The sequence below is a fragment of the Tenacibaculum sp. genome (assembly GCF_048269885.1).
In the GTDB taxonomy this organism is placed as follows: domain Bacteria; phylum Bacteroidota; class Bacteroidia; order Flavobacteriales; family Flavobacteriaceae; genus Polaribacter.
Genome location: NZ_JBLWTZ010000008.1, coordinates 16,862 through 33,542 on the forward strand (window position 1 = coordinate 16,862; position 16,681 = coordinate 33,542).

At 33.0% G+C, this 16,681-nt stretch carries 13 protein-coding genes; 5 read left to right on the top strand and 8 right to left on the bottom strand.

Annotated elements, in window-relative coordinates; all coding sequences use genetic code 11:
- Nucleotides 1-6: 6 nt before the first annotated feature.
- The 6 genes from ACN0WY_RS07560 to trkA all read right to left on the bottom strand — a co-directional run bounded on the left by ACN0WY_RS07560 (nucleotide 7) and on the right by trkA (nucleotide 10,138).
- Nucleotides 7-2,862 carry a lamin tail domain-containing protein gene (locus ACN0WY_RS07560; RefSeq protein WP_417799985.1) on the bottom strand — a complete coding sequence of 952 codons (2,856 nt, stop codon included), beginning with the start codon at nucleotides 2,860-2,862 and terminating at the stop codon, nucleotides 7-9.
- A gap of 130 nt (nucleotides 2,863-2,992) precedes the next feature.
- Complete coding sequence (locus ACN0WY_RS07565) at nucleotides 2,993-3,172, bottom strand: hypothetical protein (protein ID WP_330489017.1); 180 nt, start codon at nucleotides 3,170-3,172, stop codon at nucleotides 2,993-2,995.
- A 24-nt stretch (nucleotides 3,173-3,196) separates the two neighbouring features.
- Nucleotides 3,197-6,226: a T9SS type A sorting domain-containing protein gene (locus tag ACN0WY_RS07570; protein WP_417799986.1), complete on the bottom strand. Its 3,030-nt coding sequence runs from the start codon at nucleotides 6,224-6,226 to the stop codon at nucleotides 3,197-3,199.
- 193 nt (nucleotides 6,227-6,419) lie between these two features.
- A complete protein-coding gene (locus tag ACN0WY_RS07575; protein ID WP_417799987.1) occupies nucleotides 6,420-7,010 on the bottom strand; it encodes a phage tail protein in 591 nt (196 codons plus the stop codon).
- A gap of 282 nt (nucleotides 7,011-7,292) precedes the next feature.
- Entirely contained in the window at nucleotides 7,293-8,792 is a 1,500-nt protein-coding gene (locus ACN0WY_RS07580; protein WP_330489019.1) for a TrkH family potassium uptake protein, read from the bottom strand.
- The gene (gene trkA, locus ACN0WY_RS07585) at nucleotides 8,792-10,138 is read right to left on the bottom strand and encodes a Trk system potassium transporter TrkA (RefSeq protein ID WP_330489020.1); all 1,347 of its coding nucleotides are present in this window, start codon (nucleotides 10,136-10,138) and stop codon (nucleotides 8,792-8,794) included. Before trkA ends, ACN0WY_RS07580 begins: the two co-directional genes overlap by 1 nt.
- Before the next feature lie 148 nt (nucleotides 10,139-10,286).
- Between trkA and radC the strand changes: the two genes are divergently transcribed.
- The 4 genes from radC to ACN0WY_RS07605 are packed head-to-tail and all read left to right on the top strand — an operon-like array spanning nucleotide 10,287 to nucleotide 13,770.
- Entirely contained in the window at nucleotides 10,287-10,973 is a 687-nt protein-coding gene (gene radC, locus ACN0WY_RS07590) for a RadC family protein (RefSeq protein ID WP_417799988.1), read from the top strand.
- 27 nt (nucleotides 10,974-11,000) lie between these two features.
- Nucleotides 11,001-12,308, top strand: a complete 1,308-nt coding sequence (locus tag ACN0WY_RS07595) for a polysaccharide deacetylase family protein (protein ID WP_417799989.1) — start codon at nucleotides 11,001-11,003, stop codon at nucleotides 12,306-12,308.
- Complete coding sequence (locus tag ACN0WY_RS07600) at nucleotides 12,301-12,990, top strand: YjjG family noncanonical pyrimidine nucleotidase (protein ID WP_417799990.1); 690 nt, start codon at nucleotides 12,301-12,303, stop codon at nucleotides 12,988-12,990. The genes ACN0WY_RS07595 and ACN0WY_RS07600 overlap by 8 nt, the downstream gene beginning before the upstream one ends.
- Before the next feature lie 36 nt (nucleotides 12,991-13,026).
- On the top strand, nucleotides 13,027-13,770 hold the full coding sequence (locus tag ACN0WY_RS07605) for a hypothetical protein (RefSeq protein WP_417799991.1): 744 nt from the start codon (nucleotides 13,027-13,029) through the stop codon (nucleotides 13,768-13,770).
- 37 nt (nucleotides 13,771-13,807) lie between these two features.
- On the opposite strand, the gene ACN0WY_RS07610 is transcribed toward ACN0WY_RS07605, so the two are convergent.
- The gene (locus tag ACN0WY_RS07610) at nucleotides 13,808-15,079 is read right to left on the bottom strand and encodes a replication-associated recombination protein A (RefSeq protein ID WP_330489025.1); all 1,272 of its coding nucleotides are present in this window, start codon (nucleotides 15,077-15,079) and stop codon (nucleotides 13,808-13,810) included.
- A 76-nt stretch (nucleotides 15,080-15,155) separates the two neighbouring features.
- On the opposite strand from ACN0WY_RS07610, the gene ACN0WY_RS07615 reads away from it, so the two are divergent.
- Nucleotides 15,156-15,857, top strand: coding sequence for a rhomboid family intramembrane serine protease (locus ACN0WY_RS07615; protein WP_330489026.1), 702 nt, complete (start codon nucleotides 15,156-15,158; stop codon nucleotides 15,855-15,857).
- 29 nt (nucleotides 15,858-15,886) lie between these two features.
- Here the strand turns inward: ACN0WY_RS07615 and rlmB are convergent, their stop codons facing one another.
- Nucleotides 15,887-16,624, bottom strand: coding sequence for a 23S rRNA (guanosine(2251)-2'-O)-methyltransferase RlmB (gene rlmB, locus ACN0WY_RS07620; RefSeq protein WP_330489027.1), 738 nt, complete (start codon nucleotides 16,622-16,624; stop codon nucleotides 15,887-15,889).
- Nucleotides 16,625-16,681 lie beyond the last annotated feature (57 nt).

Consider the following 16,681-nt stretch of genomic DNA (forward strand, 5'->3'; position numbering starts at 1 on the left):
GATAGGTTATTTTAAAATTATTTTTTTAGAAACTTCCGCTAAATCAGTTTTTAATGTAACAATATATACTCCGGTAGATATATTGGGAAGCGTTACTTTACTAACCCCGTTGGAGGTTATGTTTTGGGCTAGGATTTCTTTACCTAAAACTGAGTACACCGTTATTTTAACTTTAGTTCGAAGCCCAACTATTGTAATTTCGTTATGTGAAGAATTATAAATGCTAATTTTATCTAAAGAAGTATTGATGTCTTTAACTTCAGGAACCTTAGAGCTGGTGTGTAAATAAAATTGTCCAATATTATTGGCATCACTTGTAAGAGTAACATTGTAATTATTTTCTGATAAATTAATTAGCGTATTGTTAACTCTATCTTCTAAATATATTTTAATGTTGGCTGGTAAATTATTGCTTTGAGCTGAAAATTCGATTGTTTGCCCAGTCAAGGCCGTAAGCCCAATAGGTACAATGGTGCTTTCCATTTTCTTGCTTGGTAATGATTGTATCGCATAATTTTTACCATTGTTGTTGGTTACTAACTGTGTGAAAAGAGTATATTTATCAGTAGTACCATCAAACACAGTACCATCAAAACCATTATCAAATCCTGTAGTAGTACCAGCTATGTAATATAGCTTGGTGCTTTTAGAGACCTTGTTTTTAGTAGCAATTAAATTAATTGTAGTCCTTGGTGTTCGCTGGAAAGAATCTGTTTGATGACTTTGGTTTGAAGCATTAAAAGTAATATTTGTATTAGAGGCTGCACTAACAAAAAAACCTTGACCAGGAGCAATTTGGAAAGCAGCATCTATTCCAGACATTTTTAAATCATAGCTTCCAGTAGCTTGATTCCATAACCAAATAGTTTGTTCTGTTAAAGCCATATTATTATCGGTTAGAAAGGTACCTAAGTTTATATACGATGTAAATGGATTTCCTATTAGGTTAAAATTAGTTGTATTTTGAGTGATAGGGTAGGTAATATTGTTATTATTTATGGTTCCTGTAAAATTAAGATCACCAGGAGTGGCTAATTTAACAGAGAAACCTTTACCAGAAGTAGCACTTCCAGTAGAACTTATATTTTTATAGTTCCATGCAGTGCCATTATTGTTGTAAGGAGCTATACCTATATTGCCTCCTGTACCAGTATCAAAAGTATTATTACTAATTAGGTTTTCTATTGTTTCTCCATTTACAGGAGAAGAGACTAAGTACCAGTTATTGGTTGCCAAGTTTCTATTATAAGTGACTGTACCCGTAACGGTGTTTTGGGATACAAAAGAAGCCCCATTGTTAATCGTTAAAGAGTTAAAAGTAATTGCTGATGAAGCTGTTGGGTATTTTGTTAAATTAGAAGGAATAACAATGTTGCTTGTCGCTACGGGTAAAGAGTTGTCTAACCAGTTGGTAGCAGTACTCCAATCATTACTTGTCGTTCCTGTCCATTTTATTGTTGATGAAAAGGGAGTATTGTCAGTATTATTTCTCCCTGGAGAAAACAATACTGGATTAGATGTTATTGTTGAGTGTTCTATAAAAGAACCCGTAAAATCTTCATTTCTTGCAATTGATTGATTGTTTCCAGCAGCTCCATATGTTTCTGTTAAAACGACATTACCAGAATTGTTTTTAATAATAACGGAATCGCCCCCATTATTAAGTCCTAATATACCTGAAGAAGCTACTTGAACTAACCCAGGTACTGTAATGGGAGTTCCTCCTCCAAAAATAACAATAGCTTCATTAGCAGGTAAAATAGTTGTATTTGGGAAAACATGTCTATCGCTAACAGCATCTGCCAAAATCCAACCTGAAAGATCTAGATCAACTCCGCTGATATTATAAATTTCAACAAATTCATCTTCAGAAGTATTTACAGTTCCATCACCGTTTGCATCTCCGTTGGTTACATCTGGGTCTGCATTAATTTCATTGATAACAATTGGTATGTCATCATCATTAATTGTTATTGTGTGTTGTTGAATGGTAATGTTAGCTGTTCCAGAAGTAATCACCAAATCTAAAATGATAGTTTCGCTGTCATAGTCTATATCATCATTAATAGTTATTGATATGTTTTGGGTAGCATTACTAGTAAACGTTAAGGAAGGTGTGTTTAATGTATAATCACTAACTTCTGCTGTACTTGAACTATTAATATTTACACCTATTGTTACATCTGAAGAGTAATTAGAAAAAGTTACAGGAATCAAAGTATTAAAAGGAGTGTTAGTTTCATTTTCAGAACTTGAAGCATTGTCAAATCCAACCGAAGGATCGGAGGTTTCAGAAACAGTGAAAGAGGATATAGAGTACCCATCTCCACTACCATTTTCGCTAAATTCGAAACCAACTTGTAAGGTAGAACTTCCAGAAACGTCTAGGTTGATAATAGAGTAATTTACTGGGTCTCCATTAGTTGTTGGACTTACTTCAGTTTCAACTCTAGTTCCTCCATCAAGAATGTAAAAGTACTTAAACGAGTTATCGTTTGCCCCAACATTTTCACCTATTGCAGATATGCTTATTACAGAGGTAGAAGAAATGTCAATGGGTTGGCTTGTAAATATACCTTGTCCTCCCCAATCACTTGAAATTAAAGCACCACTCATTACTTTAAAAGAATTAGCAGAGGTATCAGAATTAGGAGCTGTATCATATGATAAATACCATTGATTTGGCGACGTGCCAAAATTAGCTGTTGTTTGTGGACCTGTTGCGGGTGGATTTGATGTGGTATGATCGGGAAATCCATCACCGTCGTTAGAAAAATCTGCATTGAAAATTTCTTGAGAAAATATCCCATGAATAGAAAAGAATGATAGTAAAAATACTATCAAAAAGTAATTTTGTCTCATTTTGTAATCTTTTTTGTAGAGTACAAAGTACAAAATTAATTAACTGTTTATAAGTGGCTTGTATTAGTTAAATGTTAAATAAAAACCTCGATAAGACTATCGAGGTTTTTAATATAAATATTAAATAAAATTAGAAATCTTGACCAGGGTCTTCAGGGCTTTGTGCCTGTGCTTTTTTAGGGTTTAATATCATGTAGGTACCTAGAGCAGTTAATGCTGCATATTTACCGTAATTCCCTATTTTTTTAATCGCTTCTTTACGAGTAATCTCGTTCTTTTTTGTGTCGTTATTTTCTATATTTTTTTTCATGATTCTTCGGCTTTAGTAGTTTGTTTACTTTAAAATTACTTTTTTAGAAGTTTCTCCTAAATTAGATGTTAACTTCACAATGTACACACCAGTAACTATACCAGGAACACTTATTTTACTAACACCGTTAGATGTTATATTTTGATTTAAAACTTCTTTACCTAAAACAGAGTAGATGGCTACATTTGCTTTTGATTGTAAGCCAACTATTGTAATTTCATTATTTGAAGAACCGTAAATACTGATGTTGTCAATAGAAGAATCAATTTCTGTTGGTTTTTTAGCACTGGTGTGTAAATAGAACTGACCTATACCATTGGTTTTATTTGCAAGCATAACAGTGTAGTTTTCTTCAGATAAGTTAGTAAAGAGGTTATTAACTCTATCTTCTAAATATACATTTACATTGGTAGGTAAGTTTTTAGCATTGATAGAGAACGTTACTTCTTTACCAGTTTCGGCATGTATACCAACAGGAATAACCATATTCTCATAATCAGTATTTGGCAATGTTTGAATTGCTAATTTTTCTCCTTGATTATTAGTAAGTAACTCTGTGAAAATAGTTAAATCAGAAGAGTCCTCTCCAAACATTTTTGAATCATAACTTCTATCATATCCCGTAGTTTTTCCTGATACATAAAAGACTTGTGTAGACCTCTTGATATCGTTATTATTAACAGATAATTCAATTGAAGGAATAGGTTCCTGTCTCATGAATGTATCTGAATTTTGATGACTTTGGTTTGAAAAAGCAAAAATAACATTGTTGCTTGATGCAGCTTCTACAAAGAAAGCTTGCCCTGGAGCAATTTCAATTGGGTTAACTGCATTTCGGGTGATGTATTGCGTACCATTCCATAACCAAATAGTCTCACTAGTAAGTATAGATGAGTTTGCAGCTGTAAAACTAGCAGAATTGATATATGATGTATACGGGTTCCCTACAAGGTTGTAATTAGTTCTACTACCTGTAGAAATAGCTTTAGCAATATTAGAAGTATTAGCTGTTCCACTAATTGAAACCTCTCCAGGAGTAGCTAACTTAATAGAAACACCTGTTCCATTAGTTACTGTTCCTGTATTACCACTTTGGACATATAACCAAGCAGGTCCAGTAATATTGCTATAAGGAGCTAATCCTAAATTACCACCAGTTCCAGAAGCCAAGGTATGGTTAGCAATAATATCCTCTAAAGTTTCACCAGCAACAGGAGGTGATACTAAGTACCAGTTTGTAGTTGGTAAACTTCTTTTATAAGTTACTGTACCAGTAACAGTACTTTGTGGTATAAAAGAAGCACCGTTATTAATTGTTAAAGAGTTAAAAGTCACAGCTGATGAAGCTGTTGGGTAGTTTGTTAAACTAGATGGGATAATAACATTAGCATTAGTAGGAGGAACCACACTAGGACTCCAGTTCGATGCTGTATTCCAATCGTTATCAGTAGATCCAGACCAAGTGACGGTTTCTATACCAACAAGAACATTGGTGGTATTACCAATACTGTTTAATGTTAAAATAGCATCGTTAGAAGCAGCATCTTTTAACGTTCCTCCATTTGCTGCTAAAGTACCAACAGCTATACCGTCAGTATCTGAATCACCTGATTGTACTGTATACCTGAAAACTAAGGCACTTGTTCCGCTTCCACTTAAATAAGCTGCTTGACGCGTAGTAGCTCCAATAGTAATAGCTATTTGAGGAGTTCCTCCTGTAGTATTTACAGTTACATTTTCATTAAAGTTTACGGTAAAATCTAAGTTTTGACTTGTAAGGTAATTATTGTTTGATGGTACGCTAACACTTGTAACGGTTGGAGAAGCAGCATCTACTAGAACAGAAGTTGTAGCCCCAACACTGTTTAAAGTTAGGATAGCATCTTTTCCTCCAGCATCTTTTAAAGTACTACCATTGGCAGCTAAAGTTCCAACAGCAATACCATCAGTATCTAAGTCACCTGAAAGCACCGTATGTCTATAAACCAAAGCACTTGTCCCACTACCACTAATATAGGTTGCTTGGCGTGTGGTAGCACCAATAGTAATAGCTATTTGAGGTATTCCACCTGTAGTATTTACAGTTATGTTCTCATCAAAGTTTACGGTAAAATCTAAATTTTGTCCTGTTACATAAGTAGCATTGGCAGGTACACTCACACTAGAAACAGCAGGTGCAACTGCATTTGAAATTACTGTTGTTGTATTATCTGTATCATCAGTAGTACCATCATTTATTACAACTGTAAAAGTAGTTGTTTCTGAAGTAGCTGTTCTGTTATCAGTTGGATTAAAAGATAAAGCTCTTAGTTTTGTTTGTAAATCAGCAGGTGTAGTACTAGCTATAGTATAAGGACCAGTACCTGAAAGTCCCGTACCTGTTAATGTTCCTTTTGCATTATTATCTAACGTAATGGTAGCAGATAAGTTATCTCCATCTGCATCTGTAGTTGTGATACTTGAAAAAGGAGAAAGAGTACTATTATCATTTACACTTTGACCAGCGGTTGTTCCTCCAATTACAGGAGCTGTATTGGAAAAAGCAGATGTAACTACCATACCATCTATTGAAAATCCCCCAAAAATAGGAGTAGCAGGTGTTATAACTATTTCGTCAATATCTGAAAAAGAACCTGTAGTAGGTGAAGCTAAGTTTATATTTATGGCAGAGTTATGAGCAGGGTCTACTAAGACAAGTGTACCAACTGTTGCACCATCTTTTTTACCAATGAATGTGAAATCAAGTGTGCTACCACCTATAGCTTGTTGGTAAGCAAATTGCATTGATGTAATACCTATTTCCCCACCACTATCTGTTGATAGTGTTCCAGAACTAACAGAAAAAGTACCGTTTCCTGCCCAAGCTAATACAGCATCCGAGGCTCCACCAATTGCATCAGTACCTACTCCGTTCCCATTTGTGGCAAAGGCAAGAACAATGTTGCCACTAGATGTACTAGAGATATCAAAGCTATTTAATAGAGAATTAACTGATTGATCAGCACTAGGATTTGTACCAGTTGCTAAAACCACAGTTGATGAACCAAATTCCATAGTACTAGGGGTCTGAGCGTTCAATTGCTTATTAGAAAAAATAAGCACAAAATAAACAAGTATATTCAATAAGAATTTAAAGTAACGATGTTTCATTTTTATTTAGTATATGATTGGTTAAATAATTTTACAGATAAAACTCTAATGATTTTCACTAGAGTTTTATTTTATCAAATGAATTATAGCAAATAAGTTAATTTCTAGAAGGAAAAACACCTACCAAAGCAATAATATAATTAACAGCTAAGTAAGGTTGTACATTAGTATGTGGTAGGTTTCCACCTGTATTAAGTATATTCAAACCAGCATTAGCACTAATAGTTTGTCCATTAACAGTATTGTTAGCTGGTCCATAAGCATTTACAGGTGTGGCACTAATACCAGATCCAAAACTTGCTCCAGCAGGAACATCTCCTGCCTGAGGAGTACTACGAATACCAGCATCAGCACTTAATTGAATATGTTGGTCAGCAGCTGTATTGTTTTGAGTTGCATGATTATGACTTGGCATTTGAGTAATGTTTAAGGTAACCGTTTCTACCCCTCCTCTTTGACCCAATCTATAATCACTTAAGCCAGGGCCATTTCTAGGGCCTATTGGAGCTCTACCTCTTAAATCGGGTAAAGCAAAAGTTGTTCTTCCGTCTCCTCCGTACGTGGTTCCTAAAATTGAAAATAAAGCAGTGTTTTGTGAAATTGCCAGTAATTGTCCATCGCAAAATGCCCAACCTCTTGGAGCAAAGTTTCCTCCGAACATCGTAATTTGACCTAAAAATGGTTCCATAAATAAAAAGTTTAGTAGTTAATGTTAAGAACAACAATTTAGTAAAAAAAACAATATGCTTTGTGTAACTGTTTAATTATTTGTTTATTACAGTATCTGTCACAAGTTTGTGAAATTGCTAAATGTTGAATATTTGTTTTCTAAACCAAATTTAAAAACAAACCAAACCAAACTTTAGTTCTATTGTTTAAGTGTGCTCGATTAATACGTAAACGTATATTTTTAAGGTATATCCGTTTACATAGAAAAGTTGTTTACTGGTAGTATAGTATGTTAGCTCAGTTAGTTCTTTCTCCAGAAGAAAGGGGTTAATAAAATTAACACAGTGAAAAGCTCTAAACGTCCAATTAACATTAAAAAGGAACAAAACCATTTTGCTCCTACTGATAAATGATTAAAATTATCTACAGGACTTACACTACCAATAGCGGGACCTATATTACCTAGAGAGGAGGCGCAGGCTCCTAAGGCAGATTTTATGTCTAAACCTAAAAGAGCTAAAACTACAGTGCCTATTATAAAAATTAACATATAAAGCACAAAGAAGGAAAGTATATTGAAAATAATCGTTTGATTTACTGCTTTTCCATCATAGCGTACTGGTATTATTGCATTTGGGTGGAGTGATTTTTTAAACTCTAAAAAGCTATTCTTCAACATAATGATATGGCGAACAATTTTTACTCCTCCTGATGTAGACCCTGCAGATCCTCCTAAGAAAAATAAAGAGAAGAATATTGCAGTAACAAAAAAGCTCCACATTGTAAAGTCGGCGGTAACAAATCCTGTCGTGGTTACTACAGATATAACAGAGAATAAAGAGTGTCTGATAGCACTTTCCACTTCTCCCCATACTTTAGGATGCTCAATACTGGTTTGTAAATTGGGGTCTTGAAAGAAGATAATCATTAAGGCCACAATGGTAGAAATTCCAATAATTCCAAAGAAGTAGTACTTAAATTCTTCACTTTGTATTACTTTCTTAACCTTTCCTTTTAAAGCGAAATAGGTAAGTACAAAATTGGTACCGGCAATAAACATAAAAAAGATGATAATGTATTGAATTAATGGAGCATTATTCCAATGAGCTACACTAGCATTTTTAGTAGAAAATCCACCAGTACTCACAGTTGCCATGGCATGATTAATGGCATCAAACCAAGTCATTCCTGCCACCTTCAGCAATACAAACTCAAGAGCAGTTAATAAAACGTAAATTAACCATAAACGTTTAGCAGTATCAGTAATTCTAGGATGTAACTTATCAGCTGAAGGCCCAGGAGCTTCTGCCATGAAAAGTTGCATTCCTCCAATGCCTAGTAATGGTAAAATAGCAATAGTTAGCACAATAATTCCCATTCCCCCAATCCAATGAGTACAGCTGCGCCAAAACAAAATACCTTTAGGCATAGACTCAATATCAGTTAAAATAGAGGAACCCGTGGTTGAATATCCAGAAATTGTTTCAAAAAAAGCATTGGCAACACTAGGAATGCTTTCTGTAAGCAAGTAAGGGAGCATACCTGTAAAGGATAAGGTAAGCCAACCTAAAGTAACAATAAGATAGCCTTCTTTTTTGTGAATGTTTTTGTTATCGGGTTTATTAAAAAAAAATAATAATGAACCAATTGCTATGGTAATGATTCCGGCATTTAGAATTCCCAATTTAGCGGATTCGTCGTAATAAAAACTTATGGGTAAGGCAAGCCACATAAACAGTCCGTTAAGGATGGCTGTAACTCCTAAAAAACGATAAACTAATTTAAGATTAAGGCTTCCCATTATTTGAATAAATCTTCTACAATACTAATGGCTTCTGGTAAGCAAAAAACAATGGCTTTATCACCACTTTGCATTTGAAAATCACCAAAAGACATTAATGCTTCTCCGTTTCTAATCACACCACCAATAATGGCTTCTCTAGGAAAACGTAATTCTCTAATTATTTTTTGGGTTACTTTAGCACCCGGATGTACCTCAAACTCAAAAACTTCGGCATCAACATTGTGTAAATTTGCTAAAGCTACAATTTCACCTTTTCTAATATGGCGAAAAATGTTACTTGCTGCGATTAGCTTTTTGTTAATCAAAGTATCAATACCAATAGTTTGAGAGATATTGATATAATCCATATTTTCAACTAAAGCTACTGTTTTCTTAACACCTTTAGATTTTGCAACTAAACAAGACATAATATTGGTTTCAGAGTCTCCTGTAACTGCCACAAAGGCATCCATTTCTCTAATGCTTTCTTCTTCTAACAGCTCTAAATCTCTACCATCTCCATAAATAACTAAAGTATTGCGGAGGTCTTCAGCAAGTTGTAAGGCTTTATCTTTATCTTTTTCTATAAGCTTTACTTTAAAATTATCTTTACAAAGTTTTCTAGCTGTTTTTCTACCAACCCGACTTCCACCTAAAATCATCACATTTGTAATGTCGATATATTCTTTACCTATGATAGGGTAGAGCTTGTCTATACTATATTTAGGTACAGAAAAATATACTTGGTCGTTTATTTTATATTCTGTATCTCCACGTGGGATAATTGTTTGAGAAGTTCCTTCACGTTTTATGGCTATAGTAATGAAGTCAACTAAACAAAACTTTTCTTTAGTTTCTTTAACTGTAAGGTCAAGAATAGGAGACTTATACCCAAGTGTGGTTCCCATGATATTGAAAACTCCATTTTCAAAAGCAACAGTATCATTAAATGAAGACTGATTAAGTAGGGATTTTATTTCCTCTGCAGCTAATTCTTCTGGAGAAATCATAAAATCCACACCATAATCTTTGAAGTTAATACAAGGGTTGTTTAAAAATTCAGGATTGCTAATTCGAGCAATTGTCTTCTTTACACCTAAAGCTTTACCTATTACAGAAATTGTAAAGTTTGTATTAGGGCTTTCAGTAACTGCTAATAACAAATCGGCAGAGCTTACCCCTATTTCTTTTAATAATTTTATAGAGGTAGCGTCTCCTTTTTTGGTGATAACATCTAAATGATTGTTTAGATATTCTAATTTTTCACCATCAAAATCGACTACATATGTGTCTTGCGCTTCGTAAGAAAGGAGTTTAGCCAAATGAAAACCAACGTCTCCAGCCCCGGCTATGATAATCTTCATATTAAAAATTAAAAAAGATAGAGTGCAAAGATACTGTGCTTCTTTTGGTTGTGCAAAAAATGAATTATATTTATAGGTCTATAAGAAAAAGTAATTAACGAACCGTAACGTAATAAAATAATGTATCGAGCTATAAAAAAGGAAAAAGATGGAAAAAATATCTATAAAGTCATGGGCATTAGATGATAGGCCAAGAGAAAAACTAATGTCTAAAGGAAAAACAGTATTGTCTGATGCTGAGCTAATCGCAATTTTAATAAGTTCAGGAAATAGAAATGAAAGTGCAGTGGCTTTAGCTAAGAGAATATTGTTGTCGGTAAATAATGATCTTAATGCTTTAGCAAAACTATCGGTGGAAGAGTTGATGAAGTTTAAAGGAATAGGCGAGGCGAAAGCGATTTCTGTAGTAACTGCTCTAGAGTTTGGTAAAAGAAGGCTATTTGAAGAGAGAACAAGTGTGTCTAAAATAAAGAGTTCCATTGATGTTGTAAAAATTATGCAAGCTCTTATCGGTGATTTACAATATGAAGAGTTTTGGGTACTATATCTTAATAACTCAAACAAAGTGTTAGCAAAGCATCAATTGAGTAAAGGAGGATTCACCGCCACTTTAGTAGACATAAGGCTGTTGTATAAAAGAGCATTAGAGCTTTCAGCAGTAGGAGTGATTGTTTGTCATAATCATCCTTCAGGAAAATTATCGCCTAGTAAATCTGACATTGAGATTACGGAGAAGATTAAACAAGCAGGAGTAACTTTAGAGATTAAATTATTAGATCACTTAATAATTACTGAAAAAGCGTATTTTAGCTTTGCAGATGAAGGAATTTTATAATCGTATTACGATTACTATTTACTGTTTATGATACTTATTTATACCCATAAAGTTACTCCGAGAGTACGTTATATTTTCAAACACATTTTCACCCGTATTTTACAAGTTCAAATCGATTTTACAGGTAAGGTAGAAGAGTTTGTAGCTTATAATGGACCTAAGTTTTCATATACAAATGTACCTTTGGGTAAGGAGTTTTTTGTTCAGAGTAATGAGTTGTTGTTTCAGCAAGGGATAAAAGATGTAGAGATAATTATTCAAAAATGGGATGAAGTTCCCTGCTTCTTTGCTACTGTAGAAGCTTCTGAGATTCCATTTGATATTTTTGCTGCCAGTTTCTTTTTAATTTCACGATATGAAGAATATTTACCACACATAAAAGATAAACATGGAAGATTCACTGCAAGTGAGAGTATCGCTTATCAAAATAATTTCTTAGAAAAACCTTTGGTTGATATTTGGGCATTTAAATTTTTAGAGACTCTAAAACAAAAGTTTCCTGATTTTGAACATACAACAAGAACATTTCAATACCTATCAACGATTGATGTTGATAATGCCTACGCATATAGACATAAAAGTTTTGTAAGAACAATAGGTGGCTTTTTAAAAGATATTTCCCAATTAAAGGTTTTTACTATTTGGGATCGATTTGCTGTACTTTTTAATATTAAAAAAGACCCTTTCGATACCTTTCAGAAAATTCTTGAGTTGAAGAGAACTCATGATGTGAAAACCATTTTTTTCTTTCTCATAGGCGATTACACAACATTTGATACCAATGTGTCTGCTTCCAAAAGAAAATTTAAATTACTAATAAAAGACATGGTTGATTATGCTAGGGTAGGATTGCACCCTTCATATTACACCATGAATGATTCTGTAATGTTAAAAAAAGAAAAAGAACGTTTAGAAACAATAACCAATATGCCTATCAAGCGTTCAAGACAACATTATTTACGAGTATCGTTACCCGAAACCTATCAACAATTAATAGATTTAGAAATAGAGGAAGACTACTCAATGGGATATGCAACACATGTAGGATTTCGTGCCAGCACTTGTACTCCATTTTATTTTTATGACTTAGATTTTGAAATTCAAACCCCTTTAAAAATATTCCCTTTTGCACTAATGGATGCAACATTAAACGATTATATGAAGCTAACACCTAAACAGTCTTTAGGAAAAGTTAGAGATTTAAAAAATGAGGTAAAATCAGTAAATGGTACTTTTATTACAGTGTTCCATAATGAAAGTTTGAGTAACTATTTAAGATGGAGGGGATGGAGTAGGTTATACAATTCAACACTTAAAATAGTAAGTAATGTATAACGAAGAAAAAGGAATACAACATTTGTTTTTTGATCTAGATCATACACTATGGGATTTTGATAGGAATTCTAAACTTACATTTGAACAAATTTTTAAAGAAAAAAAAATAATCATTGCAATAGATGAGTTTTTAGAAGCGTATGTTCCTGTAAATTTAAAGTATTGGAGACTGTACAGAGAGGATAGAATAGAAAAATCAGAATTAAGATATCGTAGGTTAAAAGAAACATTTGATTGTTTAAATTATACAATTTCAGATGGTTTAATTAGCGAAATATCAGAAGATTATATTTGTTATTTACCGAATTATAACTACTTGTTTGAAGGGGCGATAGAGGTGTTACAGTATTTAGAAAAGAAGTATCATTTGCATATTATTACAAACGGTTTTAAAGAAATACAGAACTTAAAATTAAAAAAATCGGGAATTCATCAATTTTTCAAACAAATAATTACTTCTGAGTGCGTTGGAGTTAAAAAACCCAACCCCAAAGTTTTTGAATTTGCACTACATAAGGCAGGAGCAGAGGCCCAACAATCAGTAATGATTGGAGATAGTTATGAAGCGGACGTGTTAGGAGCCATAAATGCTGGAATGTGGGCAATACACTTTTCAAAAGAAAAAAAAGCAAAAGAAATTCAACAAGTAGCTACCCTGCCAGAATTAAAGAAATGTTTATAAACAAATAGAACAATTACACTTAATAAATAGAATAGAATGAAAAAAATACTTTTTATAGCATTATTTATAACAACCACATGTTTTGCTCAAAAACCTATTCATAACTATAAGTACGTTATAGTACCTACTAAGTTTGATTTTGTGAAAGGAAGAGATAAATACCAAATAAGCTCATTAACAAAATTCTTATTTAATAAATATGGGTTTACAGCTTTTTTAGAAGATGAAAGCTTACCAGCAGATGTAGTAGATAATAGATGTTTGGCATTGACAGGTGTTGTTAAAGATGATTCGGGTATGTTTATAACAAAAAACATTGTAGAACTAAGAGATTGTTATAATACAGTAGTATTCAGATCTCAAATTGGTAAAAGTAAAGAGAAGGAATATAAAAAAGCATATCACGAAGCCATTCGTAATGCATTTAAGTCTATACGAGAGCTACAGTATAAGTATACTCCTTCAAAAGATGTAGATATAGTAAAAAGTAAAGAAAAAGTTCAGTTAGCTCCTACTGTTGAAGTTATGGAGCCTAAAAACATTGATCTTGAAGAAAAAAAGACTTCAGAAAGCACATTATATGCTCAATCTATAATTAATGGGTTTCAGTTAGTAAATATCAAACCAGAAGTTGTTTACAAAGTATTAGAAACTAATGTGAAAAACGTATTTGTGATTGAAGATAAAAACGGAATCTTATACAAAAATGGGGATTCTTGGTATGTAGAATGTTATAAGAACGGTATAAAAACGACTAAGAAATATCAAATAAAGTTTTAATTGAAAATACAAAAAGAGAGTTGCCTAACTCTCTTTTTTAATAATTGTATTTATCTTTCCAACGTTTTTTTAGTAATTCTCTGAACTGATTTTCCCTTGCATTGTTACCCGGTTCGTATAGTTTTGTGTTTTTAATTTCCTCTGGTAAGAATTCTTGATTTATAAAATTTCCCGCATAGTTATGTGAATAAAGGTATTCCTTTCCATATGCTAAATCTTTCATCAATTTGGTAGGGGCGTTTCTTAAGTGTAAGGGAACTGATAAATCTCCTGTAGTTTTGACCAAATTTTGTGCTTCACCTATTGCAATATACGAGGCATTACTTTTTGCTGAATTCGCTAAATATACAGCACACTGACTCAAAATAATCCGAGATTCTGGATAGCCAATAACAGAAACAGCTTGAAATGTATTGTTGGCCAAAATCAACGCTGTGGGATTAGCGTTACCAATATCTTCAGAAGCAGCAATAAGCATTCTACGAGCAATAAACTTCACATCTTCTCCTCCTTCAATCATCCTAGCTAACCAATAAACAGCAGCGTTGGGATCACTACCTCTTATAGACTTTATAAAGGCAGAAATAATATCATAATGTTGTTCACCAGTTTTATCATATCGAACGGTATTTTTCTGAATTTTAGATAGTACCAATTCATTGGTAACTTCGATTTTATCCTCAGCGGCAACTAATAACTCAAAAATATTTAAGAGCTTTCGAGCATCGCCTCCAGAAACTTGCAGTAGTGCATCTGTTTCTTTCAAACTGATTTTTTTTTGAGAAATAATTTCATCTCTCTCCATAGCTCTATGCAATAGGGCAATTAAATCATTTTTATCAAAAGAATTTAAAATATACACCTGACAGCGAGAGAGTAGGGCAGGTATTACTTCAAAACTAGGGTTTTCAGTAGTAGCACCAACTAAAGTTACCCAGCCTTTTTCTACAGCTCCTAATAAAGAATCTTGTTGTGATTTACTAAAACGATGAATTTCATCAATAAATAAAATTGGGTTTTTCTGTGTAAAGAGTCCACCGCTTTTCTTCGCTTTTTCAATTACTTCACGAACGTCTTTTACGCCAGAGCTAATAGCACTTAAAGTATAAAATGGACGTCCAGATTCATTTGCAATAATATTTGCTAGGGTTGTTTTACCAATTCCTGGAGGTCCCCATAAAATTAAAGAAGGAATAATTCCCTGTTTTATATGATTGGTTAAAATACCATTTTCACCTACTAGATGCTGTTGACTGATATAATCAGTTAAATTTTGTGGACGGATTCTTTCTGCCAAAGGTTGATTCATAATGTAAAAATAACAAAGATTTATGACAGAACTTCAGAAATGCTACTTTGGATTTATTTTTGTTACTTTCAATTGTATGAAAACTGAAGAACATTTAAAATTTTCTCCGGCTGTTTTTACCATTCCTCTACTATTTGTTTTTACAATATGGTTTGTTTACTGGTTGGAAATAAAAGTTGGATGGAATTTTAATAAATTAGGAATATTTCCAAGAAATTTTAGTGGTTTAAAAGGGGTTTTTTGCTCGCCTTTTATACATAGTGATACCAATCATCTTTTTAACAATTCTGTTCCCTTATTTGTGCTCTCTGCATGCCTTTTTTATTTTTATACTAAAGTAGCAGCAAAAGTTTTGATATATGGAGGGCTTGTGACTGGATTATTAACTTGGATCATCGCTAGAGAGTCATATCATATTGGAGCAAGTGGCATAGTATATTTACTTTTTAGCTTTGTGCTTTTTAGTGGAATTATAAAAAGGAATTACAGATTAGTAGCTGTTTCTTTTATTACCATTTTTTTATATGGAAGTATGGTGTGGTATGTACTTCCAATAAAAGAAGGAATGTCTTGGGAAGGGCATTTATCTGGATTAATAACCGGTTTTGTTCTTTCTTTATTGTATAGAAGAAAAGGAATCGTAAGAGAAAAGTTTGAGTTTTCTAAAACGGAGTTTGATGAGATGTTTGATGAACATGGAAATTATATACCACCAATTGAAGAAGAAGTAGAGTTACAAGAAATAAGGTATAACTATGTTTACAAAGAGGAAGAATAAAAAAACCTGCTAAAAGCAGGATTCTTAATTTATAAGCGTTGTCTTACTGTTTCATATAAAAAAGCACCACAGGCTACTGAAACATTCAACGATTCTATTTCTCCTAAAAGAGGTAGTTTAGCCTTGTAATCCACCATTTTTAACACAGAATTACTTACACCTTTGTGTTCAGATCCCATTACGATAGCTATGGGTTGATTGAAATCGACATCAAAAATAGAAGATTCTGTCTTTTCAGTTGCAGCAGCTAATTTAATATCAGCGGCTTTCAATTGAAAAATAGCATCTTTAATATGATCTACTTTACAGATAGGTACTTTGAATGCAGCACCAGCAGAAGTTTTAATAGTTTCAGCATTTACAGGAGCACTGCCGCTTTTTTGGATGATAATTCCGTTAACACCTGTGCATTCAGCAGTTCTAATAATTGCACCAAAATTTCTTACATCAGAAATTTGGTCTAGTAATAAGAAAAGAGGAGTAGTTTTAGCATTTAAAGTTTCTTCTATTAAACTTTCTAAATCACAAAATTCTATTGGAGAAATTTTGGCTACTGCACCTTGGTGATTATTATGCTTAGATAAGCGATCAAGTTTTTCAGTAGGAACTACACTAGTAGATATTTTGTTTTTCTTAAGAAGTTTGTCTAATTGAAAAAATAAATCACCTCTTAAGCCTTTTTGAAGATATACTTTGTTAATAGAAGCACCACTTTCTATGGCTTCTATAATGGCTCTAATACCAAAAATGTTTGTGTTTTGTTCCATACTGCAAATGTAGTTGATTTTGTGGTATAAAAAAACCACCTCAAGTGAGGTGGTTTT